The following is a 22,760-nucleotide window of genomic DNA, read 5'->3' as shown; positions in this document are numbered from 1 at the left end:
GTCGGGTTCTCATGAAGGTGCACAGTGGGCCGCATGACGACTTCACGTGAAGTGCAACTCGCGGCCCGACCCCAGGGCGAACCCCAGCACAGCGATTTCAACATCGTTGACATCGAACTGCCCGCCCCCGGCCAGGGCCAGATCCAGGTGCGCAACCTGTTCCTGACCGTCGACCCGTACATGCGCGGCCGCATGAACGACGTCAAGAGCTACACCCCCCCCTTCGCGCTGGGTGAAACCATGACCGGCGGCGCCGTCGGCGTCGTCACGCACAGCGAGGACGCCCGCGTGCCCGTCGGCGCGCACGTCCTGCACGACCAGGGCTGGCGCACCCACGCCAACATCGACGCCGGGCGCGTCAAGGTGCTGCCGGAACTCGACGGCGTGCCGTTCAGCGCGTACCTGGGCGTGCTGGGCATGCCCGGCCTGACCGCCTACGCGGGCCTGCTGCGCACCGCTGAATTCAAGCCCGGCGACGTGGTGTTCGTGTCCGGTGCGGCCGGAGCGGTCGGCAGCGCCGTCGGCCAGATCGCCCGCCTGAAGGGCGCCTCGCGCGTGATCGGCAGCGCAGGCAGCGCCGAGAAGGTCGCGCACCTGACCGGCAACCTCGGCTTCGACGCCGCCTTCAACTACAAGGAAGGCCCCGTCGCCGAGCAGCTCAAGGCCGCCGCGCCGGACGGCATCGACGTGTACTTCGACAACGTCGGCGGCGAGCACCTCGAGGCCGCGATCAGCGCCATGCACTCCATGGGCCGCATTGCCATCTGCGGCATGATCAGCCAGTACAACTCCACCGAACCCACCCCCGGCCCGCGCAACATGGTGCAGATCATCGGCAAGCAGCTCACGGTGCGCGGCTTCCTGGTGACCCCCCACTACGACCTGTTCGACACCTTCGCGCAGGAAGTCGGCGGGTGGATCGCCAGCGGCGAACTGAAATTCGACGAGACCGTCGTGGAAGGCATCGACCAGACGCCCGAGGCGTTCATGGGTCTCCTGAAGGGCCAGAACACCGGCAAGATGATCGTCAAGCTGTAAGACGGACTCCGATTGAATGGCTTTGTAAGCCATTCAATCCGAGCGGAGCGAGTAGGAGCCGAAACGGGTTCCGGACGTGGAGTGGGCAGATCGGTGACCTTCCGATCTGTCCACGAAACAGACGGAACCCGTGCACAGGAGGGGGGCCGGACGCTCAGCGTGTCCGGCCCCCTTCTCGTTGCGCTGCGTTTAGGCCAGCGCGGCGATGACGGCGTTCGTGAATTCCTCGGTGCCGGCGGTGCCGCCGAGGTCGCGGGTGCGGGGACCCTCGACCATGACCTTGTTCACGGCCGCGTCGATGCGGCGGGCCGTTTCGTGGTCGCCGATGTGGTCGAGCATCAGGACGGCCGCGAGGATGGTCGCGGTGGGGTTGCTGATGCCCTGACCGGCGATGTCCGGGGCCGAGCCGTGCACGGATTCGAAGATGCCGAACTTGTCGCCCACGTTGCCGCTGGCGGCGATGCCCAGACCGCCGACCAGTCCGGCGGCGAGGTCGCTCAGGATGTCGCCGAACATGTTCGTCATGACCATCACGTCGAACTGCTGGGGGTTACGGACCAGTTGCATGGCGGCGTTGTCGACGATCATGGTGCCCGTGTTCAGGCCGTCCACGGTCGCGGCGTGGTCCAGGATGGTGTTGAGGAACAGGCCCTGCGTGACGGGCAGCACGTTGGCCTTGTGCACGACCGTCAGGCGCTTGCCGCGCTTCATGGCGAGGTCGGCGGCGAACTTGCCGATGCGTTCGCTGGCGCCCTTGGTGATGACCGTGTCGGCGATGGCGGTGTCGCCGTAACGGCGTTCCTGCTCGACGTACAGCCCCTGGGTGTTCTCACGGACGATCACCAGGTCGACGTTCTCGTACGCGCCGGGCACGGGGCGGGTCTTGGTGGGGCGCACGTTGGCGTACAGGCCGTACTTCTGCCGCAGGTGGCGGATCGCGCCGGAGAACCCGGCGGGTTTCTCGCCGCTGGGGCTGGTGGCCGCGCCGAACAGGGTGGCGTGGGTGTTCTCCACGGCGTCGTAGGTGGCCTGCGGGACGCTGGTGCCGTGGTCGAGGAAGTACTCGTACCCGGCCTCGGCGTGCACGTACTCGGCGCTGAAGCCGGCGGCGTCCAGCACGCGGCGGGTCGCGGGGATGACTTCGTGGCCGATGCCGTCGCCTTCAATTAAACAGATGCGGTAAGTCGCCATAACCTGCACAGTCTAATGCACCTTTGTATTCGTGTTCACCCTTGCGGGGGGCGCGGCACGTCACCCGCCGCGTGACGCACCCCCGACTGGAAGCGTTTCAACCGGCTGGGCGCGGGGATTCCGGGGAGGTCATGAGCTGAGCGGCCAGTTCGCGGCCCAGCAGTGGCCCCAGCAGGAAGCCCTTGCTGCTCAGGCCGGTCAGTCGCCACGAACCGTCGGGTTGCGGCCCGGCGCGCAGCCCGGACAGACGCGACCCGGTCCAGCGGCCCGTGACCCGCGCGCCCCGCAGCCCGGTCAGCGCCTCACCCTTGCCGAGCAGCCAGCCCAGCGACCCCAGCGGCAACGCCTCCGGCGCCCAGGTGGGGGCGGGCGTCTCGAAGGTCGCGCCCAGCACCCCGCCCACCGCTGCCGGGGCGAGGTACGAGCCGAAACTGACGGGCACGCCGGTCACGGCGCGGTCCAGGGTCAGCAGGGTGCCCATGCGGTGCGTGCCCGCCTCGCCCCGCCACGCGCTGCCCACCGACCCGCCGCAGAAGACCACGGCGTCGGCGTGCAGGGTTTCGGCGGGCAGGGTGTCGCCGCCCGCCAGCGTGACGGTGCGCGCCGTCCACTCCTGCGCCCGCCCCCGCACGACCCGCGCACCCGACGCGCCCAGCAGCGCGTCCGCCAGCGCCCCGCCGTCCAGCCAGCCACCTTCCGGCAGGTGCAGCGCGTGCGCCCAGCTGGGGGCCAGGGCTTCCGGCGCGTCGGCCGGGGCCAGCCACTCGTGGCGCAGCGCGGCCGGCAGGTTCCGCTCGAAACGCCCCCGCGTCCGGTCGTCCGGGATGGGGCGCAGCACGCCCGTCTGCCCGTGCGGCACGGCCCAGCCCGCCGCGCCCAGGTCGCGCAGCAGCGCCCAGGTGAATGCCATGCCCTCCAGCGCCCGCGCGTCCACGCCGCCCGACTGCCCGCGCACCGGGTTCACCAGCGCGCTCGGTACCCGGCTGGCCGCGTGCTGCGCGGCGTCCACGACCGTCACCCCTGCGCCCGCGCGGGCCAGGAAGTACGCCACCGACGCCCCCGTGATCCCCGCCCCGATCACGATGACGTGCATCAGCCCTCCCGCACGGCGCGCAGGCACTCGCGTTTGCCCGGCGCACCGGGGCGGCGTTCCACGCGCAGCCCGGCCGCCTCCAGCGCACGGCGCACGTGCCCGGCAGCGCTGTACGTGCCCAGCACCCCGCCCGGCGCGAGCGTGCCCGCCACCCGCGCCACGAACTCCGGCGTCCAGACCTCCGGGTTGCGGGACGGCGAGAACCCGTCCAGGTACAGCGCGCTGGCCCAGGCGTCCGGCAGCGCGGCGGTCAGCACGTCCGCGAAGGTGACGGTCACGCTCACGCCGCCCGCCTGCACCTGTATCTCCTGCGGCAGGTCCTGCGGGCCCAGGCCCGATTCCGGCCACGCCGCGAGCAGCGCCTCCCAGACCGGGTGCGCCGCGCCCTGGCCGCCGCTTCCCACCTCGCGCAGCAGGGCGCGGGGGGCCGGGTCGAACTCGAAGGCGTGGTAGGCCAGCGTCGCGCCGCGCGCCGCCGCGTCCGCCACCGTCGCGCGGAAGTTCACGCCCAGCCCGAAGCCCACCTCCAGCACACGCGGGGCCGGGTGCAGGTGCGTGCCCGTGCCCTCCAGAAAGACATGCCGCGCCTGCGCCGCCGCGCCGTGCCGCGACCCGTACGCCTCACCGAAACGGACGCTATGCGCCGTGCGCGACCCGTCCGGCGTGAGCAGAATCCCGCCGGGCGCGGCGTCAGGCAGGGTGGGCAGGGGAGAGGCGTCGTCCGGCATCACCCCCCACGATACGGGAGGGCCGGGGTGAGGAAGCGCCCGTGACGCGGGGTGTACACTCGGCAGTACCCAGCTTGCGCGTTCACGGTTGCCGGTGTGCGTTCGCCCGCCTCCCAGTCCCCCACAAAGGATCGGTGGTTCGTGTGCCCGTTCGGATCGTCAGTCTCGCCGCCCACAGCGGCGCCGGTAAAACCACGCTCTCCGAGGCCCTGTTGCTGCGCAGCGGGGCCATTTCACGCGCCGGACGCGTCGAGGACGGCACCGCCCGCAGCGACCACACCGACATCGAGAAAGCCCACGGCTTCAGCGTCACGACCGGCGTGCTGCGCCTGACCCACTGCGGGACGGACATCACGCTGCTCGACACGCCCGGTTACGCGGACTTCGTGCGCGAGATCCGGGGCGGCATCCGCGCCGCCGACACCGCCGTGATCGTCGTCAGCGCCGTCAGCGGCGTCGAGGTCGGCACCGAACGCGTCTGGGCGACCGCCGACCGCTTCGGCATGCCGCGCCTGATCGCCGTGAACCAGATGGACCGCGACCGCGCCGACTACCACGCCGTCCTCGCCGACCTGCGCGCCAGCCTGAGCGGGCCGGTCGCCCCGGCCTTCCTGCCGCTCGGCGAGGGCGCCGACTTCCGGGGCGTGATCGACGTCCTGACCGGCGAGGTCAGCCCCCCACAGGACCTGCCGCCCAGCGACCGCGCCGCCCTGGCAGGCGCGCAGGCCGCCCTGACCGACGCCATCGTCGAGACCGACGACGACCTCATGAACCGCTTCCTGGACGGCAGCCCCATCAGCACCGACGAACTGCACGCCGCCTTCACGCGCGCCGTGCACGCCGGGACGCTGTATCCCGTCATTCCGGTCAGTGCGCACAGCGGCGTGGGCGTGGACGCCCTGCTGGACCTGATGGTCACGGGTCTGCGCAGCGCCCGCGAACGCGGCCCGGTCAGCGGCGTGGACGGCCAGACCCGCGACCCCACCCCGGACGCTCCCTTCAGCGCCCGCGTGTGGCGCGTCAGCCTCGACCCCTTCGTGGGCAAACAGGCGTTCATCCGCGTCTGGAGCGGCACGCTGCGCCCCGGCGACACCATCCGCAACACCACCCAGGGCGGCGACCTGCGCGCCGCGCACCTGTACCTCCCCAACGGCCGCGACCTGACCGAGGTGGGCGAACTGCCCGCCGGGAGCATCGGCGTCCTGACCAAACTCCCGGACCTGCACGCCGGAGACACCCTCGCCGACCCCGCCGACCCCATCCTGTACGACCCGCTGTGGCTCCCGGAACCCGCCCACACCGTCGCCATCCACCCCGCCACCCGCGCCGACGAGGACCGCCTGGGCCCCGCCCTGACCCGCCTGACCGACGAGGACCCCACCCTGCACTACGCCCGCGACCCCCAGACCGGCGAGGGCCTGCTGTCCGGCATGGGCGACCTGCACCTGGGCATCGCCGCCGAACGCCTCGCCGCGCTGGGCGTGAACGTCACCGCCACCACCCCCCGCGTCCCGTACCGCGAAACCATCCACGCGCCCGCCCAGGCACAGGGCAAACACCGCAAACAGAGCGGCGGGCACGGCCAGTACGGTGACTGCCACCTCCGCATCGAACCCGGCGAGGGCTACAGCTTCCGCTCGGCGGTGGTGGGCGGCGCCATCCCCGGCAAGTACCTGCCCAGCATCGAGAAAGGCGTGCAGGACGCCATGCAACGCGGCCCGCTCGCCGGGTACCCCCTCCAGGACCTGCACGTCACCGTCCTCGACGGCAGTTACCACGACGTGGACAGCAGCGACCTCGCCTTCCGCGCCGCCGGCGCCCTCGCCCTGAAAAATGCGCTGGAACACGCCCGCCCCGGCCTGCTCGAACCCACCCGCCACCTGAAAGTCCGCGCGCCCGCCCGCTTCACCGGCGACCTCCTCGGCGACCTCCAGACCCGCCGCGCCCGCGTACAGGGCATCGACACCACCGGCACCGTCACCACCATCACCGCACTCGTCCCACAGGCCGAACTGCACGACTACAGCGCCGCCCTGCGCTCCCTGACCGGCGACCGCGCCGCCTTCAGCGTGACCAGCGGCCCCTACCAGCCCGTCCCGGACCACCTGACCAAGAAGATCATCGAAGCCCGGCAGGAAGAACTGGCACAGGCATGAACTGGGCCGGTCGGCGCGCGGCCCCCGCTCCACCCGCTTACCCTGGGGCATGGCGCACCCGTACCACCACGCGATCAGCTCCAGCCGTCAGTTCGGCGGGACGCCCGACGAGTATCTGCCCATCCACAACTGGTTCGACCAGACCAAGGCGCACCTGCCGGACGTCCGCCACCGCGCCGTCCTGCACTCCAGCCTGGGCATCTTCCTGTGCGAACAGGTGTTCGGCCCCACGCTGACCCTCAGTACCGGAAAGAAAGTCCCCGTACGCCTGATCGGCGAGCAGCACGTCCGCGAGGACATGGGCGGCGAGATCCCCACCGTGCAGGACTGGTTGGGCGACCTGCCCCTGCGCCCCTGGATGGCGCGCGGCGCCGCCCGCCTGAGCGAACAGGAGGATAGCCCGTGAGCGTCTTCCCGCAGGACTTCACCCGCCGCCTGCAGCGCGCCGGGGTGGGTCGCGTGCAGTTCGCGTACCACTGGCACAGCGACGAGAGGCACCTGGATCTGGAAGTGCTTGACGAGGACGGTCAGGCGCTGACCCTGACGTCGGAACTGGAAGGGGAGATCCGGGAAGCCGTGTGGAACGCAGACTTGGGCACGTTCGGCACCTACCTGTGGGACCTCGCCAGCGGTGAAGTGATGCCGTTCGGGCAGCTGACGTACCTGACGGGTGACGTGCTGGGCGGCACCTATCAGGTGACCTTCACTGGCGACCCGGAGAAGACGCTGGCGGCCCGCAGTACCCCCGATCCGACGCGGGCACAGGTGAACGCCTGGGTGGCCTCGCCCGACCCGAAGCTGCGTGTGGCGGTCGCCGGGAACCTGTCCGTGCCGGACGCCTGGGTCACGCCGCTGCTCGGGGACCTGGACCCGTTGGTCGTGCAGGTCATGGCGGCGCGTCCGGGCCGTGCCCCTCTGCTGTCCACGCACCTGACCGACGCTGGGAACCCCATGACTCTGCCCCGCGCGCTGGACACCCTGGCCCGCAGCGAGTGGGCGCAGGTCCGGCGTGCGGTCGCCGCGAACCCCAGCACGCCGGGGCGCACCCTGGCCGACCTCGCGGGCGACCCCGAGTGGCGCATCCGGCTCGCCACGCTGAGTAATCCGTCGGTGGGGGACGACGTGCGCTCGGCGCTGCTGGCGTTCTTCAGCGGAGCGGACGTGAACCTACGCCGCACGGTCGCCAGGAACGAACCCATCCCCCCGGACCTGCTGGGCGCATACGCCACCGACCCGGACCCCACCGTCCGCGCCGCCGTCATGGGCCGCGCCGACCTGCCGGGCGATCTGCTCCAGAAGATGAAGTCCGACCCACACCGACTCGTGCAGGAGGCGCTGACCTACCGCCCGGAGAACGGCCTGGAAGAGGAGGACTCCTTTGATGAGTCCTGGCCGCCCGAGGAGCAGTGGCGGGTCGCACAGATGCCCGGCAACGGCGAACTGTGGGGACGATACGACCTCCAGATGCTCGCGTGGGCCCCCAACCTCCTGCCCGAAATTCGCGCCTTGTTCCTGACCCAGCCGGGTATGTACTGGGCGCTGCTCTGCCGCGATGACGTGACCGACGACGAAGTGCTCCATATGGCCAGAAGTGGACCGGCGAACGAGTGGGTGGTCAGGCTGCCGGACCGGACCTTCCCCCCGGCGTTCTTCCGAACGCTCCTGCCGCAGTTGAGTGAATCAGAGCAGCGTGAACTTGTCACGCGCTCAGACCTCCCGGCGGACGTCCGGGAGGAGCTGCTGACCCACGGCAGCCCGGCCGTGCGGGCCAGCATGGCCGAGAAGGGCGCGCTGGACGAACCCCTGGCTCGTCGCCTCGCGGCTGATCCGGTGGACTGGGTGGCGAAGATGCTGCTGCGCAACCGGACGTTGCCACCCGGGGTGGCCCGCGAGGTGCTGGCCCACCTGGGACCGGGTGTGCTCAACCCATATATCCACACGACGGAGCTGCCGCCCGAACTGCTGGGCGTGTACGCCGAGGTCGCCACCGGGGATGTGCTGGTGAACCTCGCCGCCAATCCGTGTACGCCGCCCCTGCCGATCATCGAGCAGCTGCGGTCACTGGGGGCGGACGGGATTCTGCCTCTGCTGAGCGACCCGACCACCCCACCTGGGATGCTGGCGCGGCTGGTGGGGACCGAGCATGACCTCCTGCTGGTGCGTCACCCGAACTTCATGGCGGATCACCTGCACGCCCTGATCACGCAGAGCGTCCGCAGGCACCGCTTCTGGAATAGCAGTTACGGCGACGAGCACCGGCGGATCACGGAATTGCTTCACGTCATGCTGTCCTCCCCATTCATGACTTCGGACCTGTGGGACACGCTGGTTACAACTCAGCTTCTGAACGGGGAGCAGCGGGCCATGATTGCCTCCCGCACTGACCTGCCGGAGTTCATCGCGCGTCGCCTGAAGGAAGACCCCGTCCAGGCCGTCGCGCGGGCGGTGCGGCGCGACCTCTGGCCGGACCTGTAGGACACGGTCCAGTGCGGCGCGGCGTAGCATCCGGGGCATGACTGCCTCCCGCCTGATTGCCGATCTGCGTTCCGATACCGTCACGACCCCCACGCCCGCCATGCGCGAGGCGATGGCGCAGGCGCGGGTGGGGGATGACGTGTATGGCGAGGACCCGACCGTGAACGAGTTGCAGGTCGAGTTGGCGCGCCTGACCGGGCATGAGGCGGGGTTGTTCATGCCGTCGGGGACGATGACGAATCAGGTGGCGATCGCGCTGCACACGCGGCGGGGCGAGGAGGTCATCTGCGCGGAGGGCTCGCACATCTACGAGTGGGAGCTGGGCATGATGGCGGCGTTCAGTGGCGTGGTGCCGCGCTTCGTGCCCGCGCCGCTGGGTGTGCCCGCGCCGGAGGACGTGCGCGCCGCGATTCGCCGCAGCATCCACCAGTCCCCGAGCGGGTTGATCAGCCTGGAGAACACGCACAACAAGGCGGGCGGGACGGTGATTCCGCTGGCGGTGCTGGACGGGATTCGCACGGTGGCGACCGAGGAGGGTCTGCCGCTGCACCTGGACGGGGCGCGGGTGCTGAACGCGGCGGTGTCTCTCGGTGTGCCGCTGAGGGACATCACGGCCCGGTTCGACACGGTCAGCGTGTGCCTCAGCAAGGGCCTGGGCGCCCCGGTGGGCAGCGTGCTGGTCGGCAGCGCGGCCCAGATGCGGCAGGCGCACCGGTACCGGAAGATGATGGGCGGCGGCATGCGGCAGGCGGGCGTGCTGGCGGCGGCGGCACTGGTGGCCCTGCGGGAAGGCCCGGCCCGGCTGGCCGAGGATCACCGCCGCACCCGTGAACTGGCCGGGGCGCTGGTGAACGCGGGCTTCGACGTGAACATGGCGGCCGTGCAGACGAACATCATCTACGCCACCGTGCCGGACGCTGCCGCGCACGCCGACCGCTGGGCGCAGCAGGGCGTGCTGTGCAACGCGCTGGGGCCGGATTCCGTGCGCTTCGTGCTGCACCACCAGATCGACGACGAGGCGCTGGCCGGAGCGGTCCGCGTCCTGACGGCGTAGGGGGTGGGTGGCAGGCGGACACGCTGTTCCCGCCCCCCGCTCCTCAACTTTCCGTTGACGCGCCGTGCCGGGTGGGCGCGGTAGGCTCGGGGGCATGACCGTTCCGGATTCCGTGCCTGCGCCCGCCGATTCGCCTGACGTGCCCGCGCCGCGTGGGGTGCGGGCGGTGGATGGCAACCGGGCGGCGCTGGCGTTGCTGCTGGTGCAGAACGCGGTATCCGCAGGGCTGATTGCGCTGGGGTTGCCGCTGGGCGTGTCGCTGTTGGGAGCGTTCGCAGTGGTGGTGCTGGTGGGCCTGACCGTGTTCCGGGGGCCGCTGGACGCACTGTTCCGGGATGTGCGCTGGCGCACGCCGCCCGCGTGGGGCGTGGCGGTGGCGGCGTTCGTGCTGGCGTTCCTGGCGTCGCGGGCGTTCGTGCTGGCGTTCGTGACGCTGTTCCCGGAGACGGCCGGCAGCACCCCGCAGTTCCTGAGCAGCGGCGTGGACCTGTGGGTGCTGCTGCTGGCGGCGGGCGTGCTGGTCCCGGTGGCCGAGGAGGTCGCGTTCCGGGGCCTGATGATGCGCGGGCACGAGCGCGCGGTGGGGTTCGGGGTGGCGGCGCTCACGTCGTCCGTGGCGTTCGCGGTGGCGCACGGCGCGCCGGTCAGTGTGGTCGGTATCCTGCCGCTGGCGTACGTGCTGGCGCGCGTGACGCAGCACACGGGCAGCGTGTGGAACGCCGTGATCATTCACGTGCTGAACAACACTGTCGCGCTGGGCCTGGGCGCGTTCCTGGCCGGGCGCCTGCCGACCGACCCGGCGCAGGCGACCGAGATGCTGTCGAACCCGGCCCTGAAGGTGCCGCTGGCGATCGGCGCGGCGCTGTTCGGAACGGTCGTGCTGGTCGTACTGCACCTGTGGCTGACCCCGAAAGCCGATCCGCAGGAGCGGTCCGCGCCGGGCCCGTGGCTCAGCGGGGCGTACGTGGTCGTGCTGCTGTTCGGCCTGAGCGCACTGCTGCTGACCGTGCCGGGCGTCGCCGAGTGGCTGGGCACGGTCCGCGCGTCTCTCCAGGGCCGCTGATCATCCCCGTGCGGGGGTGCCTGCGGTGGTGGGGGCTACCATGGCGGAGCTTATGGCCCGTCCTGATTCCCGACCGTCCCGCCGCCCGCAGGCGTCCCGTCCGGCGGCCGCGCCTTCCGAGGCGGCCCCGCTTCCCACCGAGTTCCTGACCGGCCCGCGCGTGTTCGCGCAGCGGCTGGCCCCGACCGACCCGGTCGCGTGGCGTTACCTGGGCGTCGCGGCGCTCAGCGCGGTGCTGTCCGGCGTGGCGTACGCGGCGCTGGTGCGTCCGTCCGTGACCCTGGCGGCCGAGGTGGCGGGCGGCGCGTCCCCGGTGCTGGTGCACGTGACGAACGCCATCGGCGGGGCGTTCCTGGCGATGTTCACGTTCCTGCTAATGTGGCTGCTGGGCTGGCTGGGTGCCGGGCGGGCGGGCCGGGCGGCCGAGGTGTACGGCGCGAGTTTCGCGCTGCTGCCGCCGCTGTACCTGCTGGTGACGGTCGTGGCGTTCCTGACCCCGCAGGCGGCGTGGATGCCTGCCCCCGACGCGCTGGCGCAGGCCGGGCAGGACAGTCAGGCGGTGCAGCGGCTGGCGCTGGCCGGACTGGCCCGCACGCCCGCCGCGTTCCTGCTGCTGGCCGTGACGATGCTGGGCACGGCCGCGCAGTGCGCGCTGAGCTTCCCGGCGTTCCGTGAGTTGACCGGGCGGCCCGGCCGTGCGCTGCTGGGGGCGCTGCTGCCGCTCGTGCCGGCGCTGGCGGTGGGGTTCATCGCGCTGGCGCCCCTGCTGTTCCAGCGCTGAGACAATGCGCGCAGGGGGCCGCCCAGTTGCCGGGCGGCCCCCTGCGCGTGGTGGGTGCGGTTCAGCCGAAGATGGACCGGGCGGGGTCCCACAGCCGCCACAGTTCGTACAGGCCGATCAGCAGGTGCAGCACGAGTTTGGCGGCCAGTCCGGCGAGCAGGCCGATCAGGGTGCCCCACGCGGCCCGCGCGGCGTCCAGCGGGGGTTTACGCACGACCAGCAGTTCCGCGATCAGTGCGCCGGCCAGCGGCCCGACGATCAGCCCGAACGGAATGAAGATACCGACCAGACCGCCGATCAGCGCGCCCCACACGGCCTGGCGGCTCCCACCATACCGGCGGGCCCCCCACGCCGAGGCGACGTTGTCGACCATGCTGATGGCGACCGTGATCAGTAGGAAGGTCAGCAGGAACGGCAGGTCCGGCCACGGCTGGAACCCGTCGACCAGGGTCGCGGCGACGGACCCCAGGAAGATGATGATGGTGGCGGGCACGGCTGGCACGAACGTGCCGATCATGCCGATCACCCAGGCGGCCAGGAAGATCAGGAAGGCGAGACTCACGCCGTACAGTACGCCGCGCAGCCCCCTGCCGTTCCCGGGCCAGCCAGCAACGGGGCCAGCAACAATGAAAAACCCCCACCGGAGTGGGGGCGTTTGGTTGCAGGGACAGGATTTGAACCTGCGACCTCCGGGTTATGAGCCCGACGAGCTACCAGACTGCTCTACCCTGCGTTACTCTGGTTGAACTTTTTGTGCGTCTGCGTCGCGGTTTCTTTCGTTCCCGCCCTCAGTGCTCAGGAATAGTACCTCGGGTTTCCGGAACTGTCAACTTTGTGTCACGCTGCACGTTTTTGCCGTGCTGCACGTCCCACCCCCGACAGGTGCCGGAGGGGGGCCGTTTCGGGGGGAATCCCACCGCCCATCCCGCCCGCGCCCGCTACGCTGAACCCCGTGACCGACGCCCCCCTCACCCCCGCCCAGAGCGGCCCCCCGGCAGGCAGCGCCATCGAGCAGCGCAAACTGCGGCACATCGAGGCCTGCCTGCGCCCGGACAGCCAGTACGCCGCGCGCACCACCGGCCTGGAGGGCGTGCCGTGGCCGTACCGTGCCCTGCCGGAACGTGACCTGGAGGACGTGGACCTGCGCGTGACCTTCCTGGGCCGCCTGCTGCGCGCCCCGGTCCTGATCGGCGCGATGACCGGCGGGGCCGACGCGGCCGGACGCATCAACCGGAACCTCGCCACGGCCGCGCAGCGCCTGGGCATCGGCATGATGCTCGGCTCGCAGCGCGTGATGCTGGAACGCCCGCATGCCCGCGCCAGTTTCATGGTGCGCGAGTGGGCGCCGGACATCCTGCTCGTCGGGAACCTGGGCGGCGCGCAGTTCCTGCTCGGCTACGACGGCACGCACGCTGCGCGGGCCGTGCAGGAGGTCGGCGCGGACGCCCTGGCCATTCACGTCAACCCCCTTCAGGAGGCGCTGCAACCCGGCGGTGACACCCGCTGGACCGGCCTGACCGACCGGCTGGCCGCGCTGGTGCCCACGCTGCCGTTCCCGGTGATCCTGAAGGAAGTCGGGCACGGCCTGGACTGCCGGACCGTGCAGGGCGTGGCGGGTGCGGGTTTCGCGGCGCTGGACGTGGCCGGGGCGGGCGGGACCAGCTGGGCGCGGGTCGAGCAGCTGGTGCATCACGGGCAGGTGCGCACGCCGGACCTGTGCGACCTGGGCATCCCGACCGCGCAGGCGCTACGTGAAGCGCGGCAGGTCGCGCCGGGCACGCCCCTGATCGCGTCCGGCGGGATTCGCACGGGACTGGACGCCGCCCGCGCCCTGAGCCTCGGCGCGCAGGTGGTCGCCGTGGCCCGCCCACTGCTGGAACCCGCCCTGGACAGCGCCGACGCCGCCGAGGACTGGCTGCGGCAGTTCATTCACGAGCTGCGGGTCGCGCTGTTCGTGGGCGGGTACGCGGACCTGGACGACCTGCACGCCCGCCCCCCCCTCTGATACGGACTCCGATTGAATGGGCTGCAAAGACCACTGGGTCCGAGCGGATGCGAGGAGGAGCCGGGCGGGTTCCGGGCGTGGAGCTGGCAGGGGCGGTGAAGTTCCGGATTGTCAGCGAAACAAACGGCAGTCCGTATGACCAATGGTGCGGACACTGTTCAGGCGCTAGAGGGGAAAAGTATGGAACACGTCTTCTGTAACGCCAATCCTGCTCACCCCCTCCCAGCCTCCCCCCTCAAGGGGGAGGGGTAAACTCTGCGTGTTCATCGCTGGTCTGCCCTGAAGTTATGAACCTGTCCGCACCACTGATGACAGGTAAGGGCCAGTTTCGCCCCCACGCTCAGCGGGTCGGGTCGGGCGGGCCGTCCTCCGGGTCGGCGTCCAGGCTCTGTTCCTCGATGACGTGTTCCTCGATGACGTGTTCCTCGATGACGTTCAGGCGGCGCGTGGCGGGGTCGGTGGACACTACGCCCGCCACCGCCACGCTGAGGGCCGTGACCAGCAGCAGCAGCCGGGGCGTATCCAGGTCCGGGACTGCCAGGGTCGCCGCCAGCACCCCGCCCAGCAGCAGGGTCAGCAGGCTGCGGTCCCGCCGGGTGCGCCGCGTGATGCGCAGGGCGTTCAGTCGCAGGAAGGCCAGGGACAGGAACGCCCCGGCCAGCGGGAACGTCAGCAGTTTCTGGTACGCGGCGTCCTCGGCCGGGTCGGCGCTGCCGAGGGTATGGCCCAGGCCCACGCCCAGCATCACCACGCTGACCGTGAACGGCAGGTGCGCGTACAGCCACGCCAGCAGGTGCCGGACCTGCCCGGCGCGGCGGGTTTCCAGCAGCGGCAGCGTACGCGCCTGCGAGAAGTACAGCTGCCACAGCGCCACGACGGTCAGGACGCCCCCCATGGCGGGCAGCAGCGCGGCGGGCGTCAGGGCCTGCTGGCGGCCCCCGGTGACGATCTCGGTCACGATGGCGCCCAGCGCGATGATCTGCAGCAGTCCCACCCGTTCGGGCAGGTGATCGGCGTGCGGCGGGGCGTGCCGCTCGCCGCTGCGGACCAGCGGCACGCGCAACCCGTCGATCAGCAGCGCGGCCAGCCAGGCCAGCAGTTGCGCGGCGCTGCCGCCCGGCAGGAACGCCGAGGCGACCCACACGGCGGCCGCCAGCGCGAACGTGCCGGCCATTCGCCGTGCGAACAGCGCCCGCCCCTCCACGCCGGCGTCCCCGGTGTCCCCGGCTCCCGGCGGCATCTGATCGGCCGTGACCGTCCGGGACGCCCGCAGGTACAGGCCCGCCTGCAACAGGTGATTCACGCCGTACGCCAGGGCGAACCACACGCCGGTGTCGCTCAGGTCGCCGCGCAGCGTCATGGCCAGCAGCGTCATGGTCAGCAGTTGTGCCAGCGTCACCATCCGGTAGGTGCGCCGCTCGTTGCCGTACCGCGCGGCGAACAGGGTGTTGTTCGCCCAGGCCCACCACACCGCCGTGAACGTCAGGCCGAACACCAGCAGGTTCTCGGGGCTGCGCGCGTCCCCCAGCCGCAGGGCCAGCTGATCGAACGCCACCACGAAGATCAGGTCGTAGAACAGTTCCAGCCACGTGACCCGCTGCGTCGGTTCGCTCTGCGCTCCGTTCCCGCTGTCCCCGCTGGTCGGGTTGGCCGGACTGGCCCCGTCTTCGGCCCCGGCGTCCGGTTCCGGCGGGGCGCCGATCGGTGGGACTGGCCCGCTGACGCCCGCCTGCGCGTCACCTCCCGCCTGGGTGTCGTGATTCCCGGAGGTCACCGCAGGCGACCGAGCGCCCGGCGGATCAGGCCGTCGGCGCTCAGGTCCGCGTCGGCGGCCAGCAGTTCGGCCACGACCGCCCGCACCTGCGCCTCCCGGAACCCCAGGGCCAGCAGGGCGTCCACCGCGTCACGCCCGGCGGTGGTCGTGACCCGCGCCGCCTTGACGCCCGCGCCGCCCGCCGCCGGGGCCGCCAGGTGCTCGGGCACCTTGCCCTGCAATTCCAGGACCAGTCGCTCGGCGGTCTTCTTGCCCACGCCGCTGACGCTGCTCAGGAGTTTCACGTCGCCGCCCAGCAGTCCGGCGGCCAGCGCGCTGACCGGCATGGCCGACAGCATCGCCAGTCCCATGCGCGGCCCCACGCCGCTCACGCTGGTCAGCAGGTCGAACAGCCGCCCGCTGTCGGTGTCGTGAAAGCCGAACAGCAGTTGCGCGTCCTCGCGGACGACGAAGCGGGTGTTCAGTTCGGCCGTCTCGCCCGCCGTGAGTTTTCCCAGGGTGCTGGACGGGCACTGCACCTCGTACCCCACGCCGCCCGCCACGATCACGGCGCTGTGTTCACGAATTTCCCGGACCACGCCGGACAGGTAGGCAATCATCCCCACCAGTGTACATTCCGCTGTGAACAGAAACAGCGGCGGGCGGCAGGTTCGCACCACCTCCCACCCCGCGCGGCCCGCCGGTGTGCTGCACTGCGGGGCATGGTCACCCTGCGCCCCGCCCGCGAATCCGACCGCGCCGCTCTGCTCGGCATCTGCCTGCATACCGGCGACAGCGGCCAGGACGCCACGCACCTGTACCGCGACCCGCTGCTGCTGGGGCAGGTGTACGCCGCGCCGTACCTGAGCTTCGCGCCGGACTTCGCCTTCGTGCTGGAGGACACCCTGGGCGTGGGCGGGTACGTGCTGGGCACGCCGGACACCGCCGCCTTCGAGGACACCCTGGAACGCGAGTGGTGGCCGCCACTGCGCCTCCAGTACCCGGACCCGCAGGCCACCCCGCCCGCCGGGCGCACCCCGGACGAGCGGATCGCGCACCTGATCCACCACCCGCCCCGCGCGCCGCGCGAGCTGCTGGGCACGTACCCGTCGCACCTGCACATCGACCTGCTGCCCCGCATGCAGGGAGGCGGCCGGGGCCGCGCCCTGATGCACACGCTGCTGGACGCACTGCGGGCCGCCGGATCGCCCGGCGTGCACCTGGGCGTCGGGACGCGCAACGTCAGCGCCCAGGGCTTCTACCGGCACCTGGGCTTCACGGAACTGCACCCCGCCGAACTGGCGCACACACCGGGCGCACTCACGTTCGGGTTACGGCTGGACTGAAGGTCAGCCTGCCGTGGTGGCCCGTGCGCGGCGCAGGCTGAAGGCCACCAGCGCGGCGCTCATCACGGCGGCCAGCAGCGCGCCCACCCGGAAGATCAGGCCCTCGTGGCCCGGCTGACTGGTCAGCAGGACCGGGCTCAGGAACTGCCCCAGGAAGATGGCGCTGCTCATGCCCGCCGTGACCCGGCCGCGCCACGCGGGGGGCGTCAGGTCGGCCAGCCAGGTGTACAGGTTCGGGAAGACCAGCCCGCCGCCCATGCCGCCCAGGATCAGGCCCAGCAGCGCGCCCGTGACGGTGTCCGCGCCGGACACGGTCAGCCACCCGGCGGCCAGCAGGATCAGGCCCAGCGCCGCCGTCCGCTGCGAGTGAAAGCGCCCGGTGAACCGCGAGTACACCAGCGAGGTGATCGCCGCGACCAGCGTGAACGCCCCCAGCAGCAACCCGGTCACGGCGGGCGCGGCGCCCAGCGTGCGCAGCAGGAACGGTCCCTGGGTGGGCATCAGGTAGAACACGATCATGTACCCGACCGACAGGGCGTAGATCACGCCGATGCTGGCCCAGCGGGGCCTGGAGTCCTGGGCGGTGTCGGTGGGCAGCGGGGCGGGCAGGCCCCCGGCCAGCCGCAGGGTCAGGGGGATCAGCAGCAGCGCGATCAGGTACAGCGCGAACGGGGCGCGCCACGACGCGGCGGCCAGCAGGCCTCCGAGCGGCATCAGGACCGCGCCGCCGAAGTTCCCGAACGCCGCCTGCTGACTCAGGAACTTCCCGCGGGCCGGGCCGCTGAACAGGTCGTTCACGAGCGCCCCGGCGGCCGTCATGGTGCCTGCCACGGCCAGCCCCAGCACGATCCGTCCGGCCAGCAGCGACCCGATGGAGTCCGCGATCAATCCCGCGCCGCCGCCCAGCGCGTACAGCACCAGCGAGGCCAGCAGCACCGGGCGGCGGCCGTAGCGGTCGGCCAGCACGCCGCTGAGCGGGGCGGTCAGCGCGATGACCAGTCCCACGATGGTCAGGGACAGCTTGACCAGGAAGGCGGCGTTCGGGACGTCCGCGAAGTGCGCCTGCATGGCGGGCAGTGCGGGGGCGATGGTGGCGCCGCTCATGATGGTCAGCGTGGAGAGCAGCAGCAGCGTGACCTGGGTCAGGCGGTCGGGCGCGGCGCCTGCGGCTGTCGGCGGGTGGGCAGAGGCGAGCGTGGCGGGACGGGTGAGGGGTGCGGACATACCCACACAGTAACTTTGTTTTCTCAAGTGCAATGATGGGTAAACCTTCAGTCGGGCAGGCCAGATGGCCTAACGCCCACACGCGCCCCGCCCGGTACAGTGAACGCATGCCGCACCGACCCCGCTGCGCCGCACCCACCTCCCGCGCCCGCCCTGTCCACGGGCGAATGCCGGGCCGCGCTGCCTGACCGCACCCCGCGCTGCCCGCACCCCACGCCGCCCGCACCCCGCGCCGCTCCCGAAACCGCTGGCCGGAGGTCACGCCGGGACGCGCAAAATTCCGTATTCTGACAGGGTTGCCCGACCCTCCTCTCATCAGGGAGCCGGTCGGGAAGGAAGGGAGACCATGAGCCAAGCAGCATCCACCCCGTTTTTCATCACGGCCGCCATCGACTACGCCAACGGCGCCCCACATATCGGGCACGTCTACGAGAAGATCCTGACCGACGCCATCGCCCGCTACCAGCGCCTCGCGGGCCGCCCGGTCACGTTCGTCATGGGCACCGACGAGCACGGCGAGAAGATCAGCAAGGCCGCCGCCAAGGCCGGCGTGACCCCCCAGGAACTCGTGGACGACCTCTCCGAGCGCGCCTTCCAGGGCCTGTGGAAGAACCTGGGCATCAGCTACGACGAGTTCGTGCGGACCACCTCCGCGCGCCACAAACGCTTCGTCCAGGAAATCCTCCAGCGCGTGTACGACGCCGGAGACATCTACTTCGCCGAGTACGAGGGCCTGTACTCGGTGGGCGCCGAACGCTACGTCACCGAGAAGGAACTCGTCGAGAACGCCGACGGCGTCCGCCGCTTCCCCGGCGACAAGGACCCCCCCGAACTGCGGCGCGAGGCGAACTACTTCTTCAACATGGAAAAGTACCAGCCGTGGCTGCTGGACTACCTCCAGGCCAATCCGGACCTGATCCAGCCCGCCGGGTACCGCAACGAAGTCCTGGAAATGCTGAAAGAACCCGTCGGGCCGCTCAGCATCAGCCGCCCGAAAAACCGCGTGCCCTGGGGCATCGAACTGCCCTGGGACGCCGACCACGTCACGTACGTGTGGTTCGACGCGCTGCTCAGCTACCTCACGCCGCTCGTCAGTAACGGCCAGGACGCCAGCGTCAGCGGCACCGCCTGGCACGTGATCGGCAAGGACATCCTCAAGCCGCACGCCGTGTTCTGGCCGACCATGCTGCGCGCCGCCGGGCTGCCCATGTACCGCCGGCTGGTCGTGCACAGCCACATCCTCGCCGAGGACGGCCGCAAGATGGGCAAGAGCCTCGGGAACGCCATCGACCCCGAAGCGCTCGTCACCGAGTACTCCATCGACGCGATCCGCTACACCCTGCTGCGCGAGGCGACCCTCAGCGCCGACAGCCCCTACGGCGAGGGCATCCTGATCTCGCGCCTGAACAGCGACCTCGCCAACGACCTGGGCAACCTGCTGTCCCGCACCATCAGCATGATCCAGAAGTACCGGGGTGGCGTCGTGCCCGCCGCGCAGGACCTCGCGGAGCGTGACCGGAGCATCGAGGCGGCCGCGCTGGCCCTCCCCACCCAGATCCTGGCGCTGGTCGACGACCTGAAGATCAACATGGCCATCGAGGCCGCCATGAACTTCGTGCGGGACCTCAACCGCTACATCGCCGAGAGCGCCCCGTGGAACCTCGCCAAGAGCGACGACACCCAGCGCCGCCTGGACACCGTGCTGTACACCGCCGCCGAGGGCCTGCGCGTCGCCAGCGTCGCCCTGGAAGCCGTGATTCCCACCAAGGCCCGCGAACTGCGCGCCCAGCTGGGACTGGCCTCTCAGACCTACGCCCTGGCGCCCGCCTGGGGCCTGACGCCCGCCGGAACGCGCGTGGTGGGCGGCCCGATCCTGTTCCCGAAACCCGAACCGAAAGAAGCCCCCACCCCCGCCGCGGGCGCCCCGAAGCCCGGCAAGAAAGAGAAACCCATGACCCGGACTGCCCCCACCGAGACGGCCCCCACCGAGACGGCCACCCCCACTGCCCCCGCCAGCGCCGCTGCTCCCGCAACTCCGGCCGCCGCCCCCGCCGCGAACGAGAACCTGATCAGCATCGACGACTTCGCCCGCATCGACCTGCGCGTCGCGGAGGTACTGGCCGCCGAGGCCGTCGCCAAGGCCGACAAGCTCCTGAAACTCACCGTGAAACTCGGTGACGAGACCCGCACGGTCGTCAGCGGCATCCGCCAGTGGTTCGAACCCGAGGCGCTCGTGGGCCGCAAGGTCATCCTGGTCGCCAACCTGAAACCCGCCAAGCTGCGCGGCATCGAGTCGCAGGGCATGATCCTCGCCGCCGAGGACGACCAGGGCAACCTGGACCTGATCGGCACCGGGCTGGACCTGCCCAGCGGCACCCGCGTCCGCTGACCCACGGCACGCCCAGCCCGCCCCGTCCAGTCTGCCCCGCCCGGCCCCGTGCCCGGCGGGGTTACTGCTGCCCCGGCCAGCGGCTGACCGTCCTGCTGACCGGGCCGTCACTTGTGCCGGGGCGCGGCAGGCTAGACTGCCCGCATGCCGTTTGTCGTGGTCTCAGGCCTGTCCGGAAGTGGAAAAAGCACCGCCCTGCGCACCCTGGAGGACGCCGGATTCTTCATCACGGACAACCTGCCCCCGGAACTGTGGGGTGCCATGCACGACCTCGTGGAGGCGCGCGGCCTGGACCGCGTGGCGATCAGCACCGACGCCCGCACCCGCCACTTCCTGGACGCCCTGGAAACCAGTTACGTGCGCCTCTCGCGCCGCCGCGAGGACCTGCGCGTGCTGTTCCTGGAGGCGAACGCGGACGTGCTGCTCAAGCGGTACAACTTCACGCGCCGCGAACACCCGCTCGGCGAGAACCTGATGCTGGACTTCGCGCGGGAACGCGAACTGCTCGCCCCGCTGCGCTCCATCGCCGACACCGTGATCGACACCACCGACCTGAGCGCCAAGGACCTGGGCAGCCGCGTGCTGCAACTGTTCCGGCTGGAACAGGACTTCCACCTGCGCCTGATGTCCTTCGGGTTCAAGCACGCCCCCCCGCGCGACGTGGACATGATCCTCGACGTGCGCTCGCTGCCCAACCCGTACTACGACCCCGCCCTGCGCCCCAAGACCGGCCTGGACGCCGACGTGGCCGACTACGCCTTCAGCGGCGCGGACGCCGAGGCGTTCTACGCCGAACTGCGTGACTTCGTGCGGGTGGCCGCCGAACGCGCCCGCGCCACGGGCCGCCACGGGTACACCGTCGGGATCGGCTGCACCGGCGGGCAGCACCGCAGCGTGGCCGTCACCGCCCGCCTCGCCGGGGACCTGAAGGACCTGAACGTGGACGTCATGGACCACCGCGACATGAAAGTCGGCGAGCACGGGTGAGCGACCCGCCCCTCTCGCAACGCAACGCCCGGCCACGCGACCCGGCCAGCCCACCCCAGGCAGCCAGCCCAGCCCCGGCTGAGCCGCCCCTCTCGCGCCGCGCCCGTCTGAAACCGGGCCTGAAACGCAGCGGCCGCCGCGCCCGCATGTGGATGGCGCCCGGCATCGGCGTGAAACGCTGGCTGGCGCTGTTCGTGATCTGCACCCTGATCGGCGGGGTGGGCGTGCTGCACTTCACCTGGACCGGCCCGCTGCACTTCGTGGCGACCCGCTGGATCCTGTGGGTGAACGCCCTGGTCACGCCGGAACTGATGCCGCTGTACACGGGCGGCGCGGCCATCATGCTGCTCGCGCTGACCGGCGCACTCTGGAGCATCATGATGCTCAACCGCTCGGTCCTGAGCGGCATGGGCACCGCCCCGGAAACAGCCGTGGACGTCCTGTACGAACGCCGGAACCTGGCGCGCGGCCCGCACCTCGTGACGCTGGGCGGCGGGACCGGCATGTCCAACCTGCTCTCGGGCCTGCGCGCCCACACCGGGAACACCACGGCCGTCGTGACCGTCTCGGACGACGGCGGCAGCAGCGGCCGCCTGCGAGAGGCACTCGACATGGTCGCGCCGGGCGACCTGACCGACTGCTACGCCGCCCTGAGCGACAGTCCCGTCATGGCCCGGTTGCTGCTGCACCGCTTCCGGCGCGGCGAGGGCCTGGAAGGGCACACCTTCGGGAACCTGCTGCTTGCCACGCTCAGCGAGGAACAGGGCGGCCTGAGCGCCGCCATGAAGGACATTCACGAGGTGCTGCGCATCCGCGGGAACGTCTACCCCGCCACCACCCACCCGGCCACGCTGGTCGCTCACCTCAGTGACGGCCGCGAGATCCGCGGCGAGAGTCAGTTCGCGCCGCAGGTGGGGAAGGCCACCATCCAGCAGGTCACGCTGGACCCCCCGGACCTGCCGACCCTGCCCGAGGTGCTGGCCGCCATCGAGCACGCCGAGCAGATCATCCTGGGGCCCGGCAGCCTGTACACCAGCATCATCCCGGCGCTGCTGGTGCCGGGCATCGCCCGCGCCATCCGCGAGTCGGGCGCGCCGCTGGTGTACGTGGCGAGCCTGATGACCGAACCCGGCGAGACCGACGACCTGACCCTCGAAGGGCACGTGCAGGCCATCACCCGCCACCTGGGCCGCACGCCGGACTGCGTACTCGTGAACAACGCCATGCTGCCCGCCGAGGTGACCGAACGGTACGCCGCGGAGGGCGCGCACCTGCTGACCCTGCACGGCGCCAGCCGGGACCTGCGCGCCCGCTGCGTGCTGCACCCGCTGCTGCAACCCGGCCAGGCGCGGCACGACCCTCACCTGCTGGCGCAGGCGCTGCTGCAACTCACGCCCCGGCGCACGGTCGGCTGAACCGGCACGCCGCTGCCTACTCCGCGCCGTCACGCGGGCCGCGCGGCGCTGCTACGCTCGGA

Annotated in this window: 19 protein-coding genes and 1 tRNA gene; 12 read left to right on the top strand and 8 right to left on the bottom strand. The window is 71.3% G+C overall.

Going from position 1 to position 22,760, the window contains the following annotated elements; translation table 11 throughout:
- Window positions 1-33 precede the first annotated feature (33 nt).
- A complete protein-coding gene (locus IEY70_RS03210) occupies window positions 34-1,038 on the top strand; it encodes an NADP-dependent oxidoreductase (protein WP_189063527.1) in 1,005 nt (334 codons plus the stop codon).
- Between the two features lie 189 nt (window positions 1,039-1,227).
- Here the strand turns inward: IEY70_RS03210 and IEY70_RS03205 are convergent, their stop codons facing one another.
- From IEY70_RS03205 to mnmC2, 3 genes are all read right to left on the bottom strand, one after another.
- Window positions 1,228-2,229, bottom strand: coding sequence for an isocitrate/isopropylmalate dehydrogenase family protein (locus tag IEY70_RS03205; protein ID WP_189063526.1), 1,002 nt, complete (start codon window positions 2,227-2,229; stop codon window positions 1,228-1,230).
- A gap of 97 nt (window positions 2,230-2,326) precedes the next feature.
- Entirely contained in the window at window positions 2,327-3,322 is a 996-nt protein-coding gene (locus IEY70_RS03200) for an NAD(P)/FAD-dependent oxidoreductase (RefSeq protein WP_189063525.1), read from the bottom strand.
- Window positions 3,322-4,050: a tRNA (5-methylaminomethyl-2-thiouridine)(34)-methyltransferase MnmC2 gene (gene mnmC2 / locus IEY70_RS03195; protein ID WP_189063524.1), complete on the bottom strand. Its 729-nt coding sequence runs from the start codon at window positions 4,048-4,050 to the stop codon at window positions 3,322-3,324. The genes IEY70_RS03200 and mnmC2 overlap by 1 nt, the downstream gene beginning before the upstream one ends.
- 143 nt (window positions 4,051-4,193) lie before the next feature.
- On the opposite strand from mnmC2, the gene IEY70_RS03190 reads away from it, so the two are divergent.
- The 6 genes from IEY70_RS03190 to IEY70_RS03165 all read left to right on the top strand — a co-directional run bounded on the left by IEY70_RS03190 (window position 4,194) and on the right by IEY70_RS03165 (window position 11,579).
- On the top strand, window positions 4,194-6,206 hold the full coding sequence (locus tag IEY70_RS03190) for an elongation factor G (protein ID WP_189063523.1): 2,013 nt from the start codon (window positions 4,194-4,196) through the stop codon (window positions 6,204-6,206).
- Between the two features lie 49 nt (window positions 6,207-6,255).
- Window positions 6,256-6,612: a DUF6915 family protein gene (locus tag IEY70_RS03185; protein WP_078302309.1), complete on the top strand. Its 357-nt coding sequence runs from the start codon at window positions 6,256-6,258 to the stop codon at window positions 6,610-6,612.
- Window positions 6,609-8,681, top strand: a complete 2,073-nt coding sequence (locus IEY70_RS03180; protein ID WP_189063522.1) for a hypothetical protein — start codon at window positions 6,609-6,611, stop codon at window positions 8,679-8,681. Before IEY70_RS03185 ends, IEY70_RS03180 begins: the two co-directional genes overlap by 4 nt.
- A gap of 37 nt (window positions 8,682-8,718) precedes the next feature.
- Window positions 8,719-9,735 carry a threonine aldolase family protein gene (locus IEY70_RS03175; RefSeq protein WP_189063521.1) on the top strand — a complete coding sequence of 339 codons (1,017 nt, stop codon included), beginning with the start codon at window positions 8,719-8,721 and terminating at the stop codon, window positions 9,733-9,735.
- A gap of 94 nt (window positions 9,736-9,829) precedes the next feature.
- A complete protein-coding gene (locus IEY70_RS03170; RefSeq protein WP_189063520.1) occupies window positions 9,830-10,798 on the top strand; it encodes a CPBP family intramembrane glutamic endopeptidase in 969 nt (322 codons plus the stop codon).
- A gap of 52 nt (window positions 10,799-10,850) precedes the next feature.
- Complete coding sequence (locus IEY70_RS03165) at window positions 10,851-11,579, top strand: hypothetical protein (protein ID WP_189063519.1); 729 nt, start codon at window positions 10,851-10,853, stop codon at window positions 11,577-11,579.
- A 61-nt stretch (window positions 11,580-11,640) separates the two neighbouring features.
- Here IEY70_RS03165 and IEY70_RS03160 read toward each other — a convergent pair whose 3' ends face one another.
- The gene (locus IEY70_RS03160) at window positions 11,641-12,141 is read right to left on the bottom strand and encodes a DUF456 domain-containing protein (RefSeq protein WP_189063518.1); all 501 of its coding nucleotides are present in this window, start codon (window positions 12,139-12,141) and stop codon (window positions 11,641-11,643) included.
- A gap of 94 nt (window positions 12,142-12,235) precedes the next feature.
- Window positions 12,236-12,312: transfer RNA gene (locus IEY70_RS03155), tRNA-Met, on the bottom strand.
- A 219-nt stretch (window positions 12,313-12,531) separates the two neighbouring features.
- Here IEY70_RS03155 and fni point away from each other — a divergent pair.
- Entirely contained in the window at window positions 12,532-13,584 is a 1,053-nt protein-coding gene (gene fni / locus IEY70_RS03150) for a type 2 isopentenyl-diphosphate Delta-isomerase (RefSeq protein WP_189063517.1), read from the top strand.
- 340 nt (window positions 13,585-13,924) lie between these two features.
- Here fni and IEY70_RS03145 read toward each other — a convergent pair whose 3' ends face one another.
- Together IEY70_RS03145 and ruvA are read right to left on the bottom strand one after the other, a co-directional pair.
- Complete coding sequence (locus IEY70_RS03145; protein ID WP_229777581.1) at window positions 13,925-15,358, bottom strand: low temperature requirement protein A; 1,434 nt, start codon at window positions 15,356-15,358, stop codon at window positions 13,925-13,927.
- The gene (gene ruvA / locus IEY70_RS03140; protein WP_189063516.1) at window positions 15,355-15,957 is read right to left on the bottom strand and encodes a Holliday junction branch migration protein RuvA; all 603 of its coding nucleotides are present in this window, start codon (window positions 15,955-15,957) and stop codon (window positions 15,355-15,357) included. The genes IEY70_RS03145 and ruvA overlap by 4 nt, the downstream gene beginning before the upstream one ends.
- A gap of 102 nt (window positions 15,958-16,059) precedes the next feature.
- On the opposite strand from ruvA, the gene IEY70_RS03135 reads away from it, so the two are divergent.
- Window positions 16,060-16,683: a GNAT family N-acetyltransferase gene (locus IEY70_RS03135; RefSeq protein WP_189063515.1), complete on the top strand. Its 624-nt coding sequence runs from the start codon at window positions 16,060-16,062 to the stop codon at window positions 16,681-16,683.
- Window positions 16,684-16,686: 3 nt separating this feature from the next.
- On the opposite strand, the gene IEY70_RS03130 is transcribed toward IEY70_RS03135, so the two are convergent.
- Window positions 16,687-17,907: an MFS transporter gene (locus IEY70_RS03130; protein ID WP_189063514.1), complete on the bottom strand. Its 1,221-nt coding sequence runs from the start codon at window positions 17,905-17,907 to the stop codon at window positions 16,687-16,689.
- A 346-nt stretch (window positions 17,908-18,253) separates the two neighbouring features.
- Here IEY70_RS03130 and metG point away from each other — a divergent pair, with 346 nt between their 5' ends.
- From metG to IEY70_RS03115, 3 genes are all read left to right on the top strand, one after another.
- Window positions 18,254-20,296, top strand: a complete 2,043-nt coding sequence (metG, locus tag IEY70_RS03125; protein ID WP_189063513.1) for a methionine--tRNA ligase — start codon at window positions 18,254-18,256, stop codon at window positions 20,294-20,296.
- A 144-nt stretch (window positions 20,297-20,440) separates the two neighbouring features.
- Window positions 20,441-21,283, top strand: coding sequence for an RNase adapter RapZ (rapZ, locus tag IEY70_RS03120; protein WP_189063512.1), 843 nt, complete (start codon window positions 20,441-20,443; stop codon window positions 21,281-21,283).
- A 146-nt stretch (window positions 21,284-21,429) separates the two neighbouring features.
- Complete coding sequence (locus tag IEY70_RS03115) at window positions 21,430-22,698, top strand: gluconeogenesis factor YvcK family protein (RefSeq protein ID WP_189063581.1); 1,269 nt, start codon at window positions 21,430-21,432, stop codon at window positions 22,696-22,698.
- Window positions 22,699-22,760 lie beyond the last annotated feature (62 nt).

This window comes from Deinococcus seoulensis, assembly GCF_014648115.1.
Classification (GTDB): domain Bacteria; phylum Deinococcota; class Deinococci; order Deinococcales; family Deinococcaceae; genus Deinococcus; species Deinococcus seoulensis.
This window is presented reverse-complemented; position numbering and strand designations above follow the sequence as displayed.

What these genes read in the sequence shown, in the direction of transcription:
- IEY70_RS03130 (WP_189063514.1), bottom strand. Translation starts at nt 17,907, where the DNA reads ATGTCCGCACCCCTCACCCGTCCCGCCACGCTCGCCTCTGCCCACCCG.
- rapZ (WP_189063512.1), top strand. Translation starts at nt 20,441, where the DNA reads ATGCCGTTTGTCGTGGTCTCAGGCCTGTCCGGAAGTGGAAAAAGCACC.
- IEY70_RS03175 (WP_189063521.1), top strand. Translation starts at nt 8,719, where the DNA reads ATGACTGCCTCCCGCCTGATTGCCGATCTGCGTTCCGATACCGTCACG.
- IEY70_RS03200 (WP_189063525.1), bottom strand. Translation starts at nt 3,322, where the DNA reads ATGCACGTCATCGTGATCGGGGCGGGGATCACGGGGGCGTCGGTGGCG.
- IEY70_RS03210 (WP_189063527.1), top strand. Translation starts at nt 34, where the DNA reads ATGACGACTTCACGTGAAGTGCAACTCGCGGCCCGACCCCAGGGCGAA.
- ruvA (WP_189063516.1), bottom strand. Translation starts at nt 15,957, where the DNA reads ATGATTGCCTACCTGTCCGGCGTGGTCCGGGAAATTCGTGAACACAGC.
- mnmC2 (WP_189063524.1), bottom strand. Translation starts at nt 4,050, where the DNA reads ATGCCGGACGACGCCTCTCCCCTGCCCACCCTGCCTGACGCCGCGCCC.
- IEY70_RS03165 (WP_189063519.1), top strand. Translation starts at nt 10,851, where the DNA reads ATGGCCCGTCCTGATTCCCGACCGTCCCGCCGCCCGCAGGCGTCCCGT.
- IEY70_RS03205 (WP_189063526.1), bottom strand. Translation starts at nt 2,229, where the DNA reads ATGGCGACTTACCGCATCTGTTTAATTGAAGGCGACGGCATCGGCCAC.
- IEY70_RS03170 (WP_189063520.1), top strand. Translation starts at nt 9,830, where the DNA reads ATGACCGTTCCGGATTCCGTGCCTGCGCCCGCCGATTCGCCTGACGTG.
- metG (WP_189063513.1), top strand. Translation starts at nt 18,254, where the DNA reads ATGAGCCAAGCAGCATCCACCCCGTTTTTCATCACGGCCGCCATCGAC.
- IEY70_RS03135 (WP_189063515.1), top strand. Translation starts at nt 16,060, where the DNA reads ATGGTCACCCTGCGCCCCGCCCGCGAATCCGACCGCGCCGCTCTGCTC.
- IEY70_RS03185 (WP_078302309.1), top strand. Translation starts at nt 6,256, where the DNA reads ATGGCGCACCCGTACCACCACGCGATCAGCTCCAGCCGTCAGTTCGGC.
- IEY70_RS03115 (WP_189063581.1), top strand. Translation starts at nt 21,430, where the DNA reads ATGTGGATGGCGCCCGGCATCGGCGTGAAACGCTGGCTGGCGCTGTTC.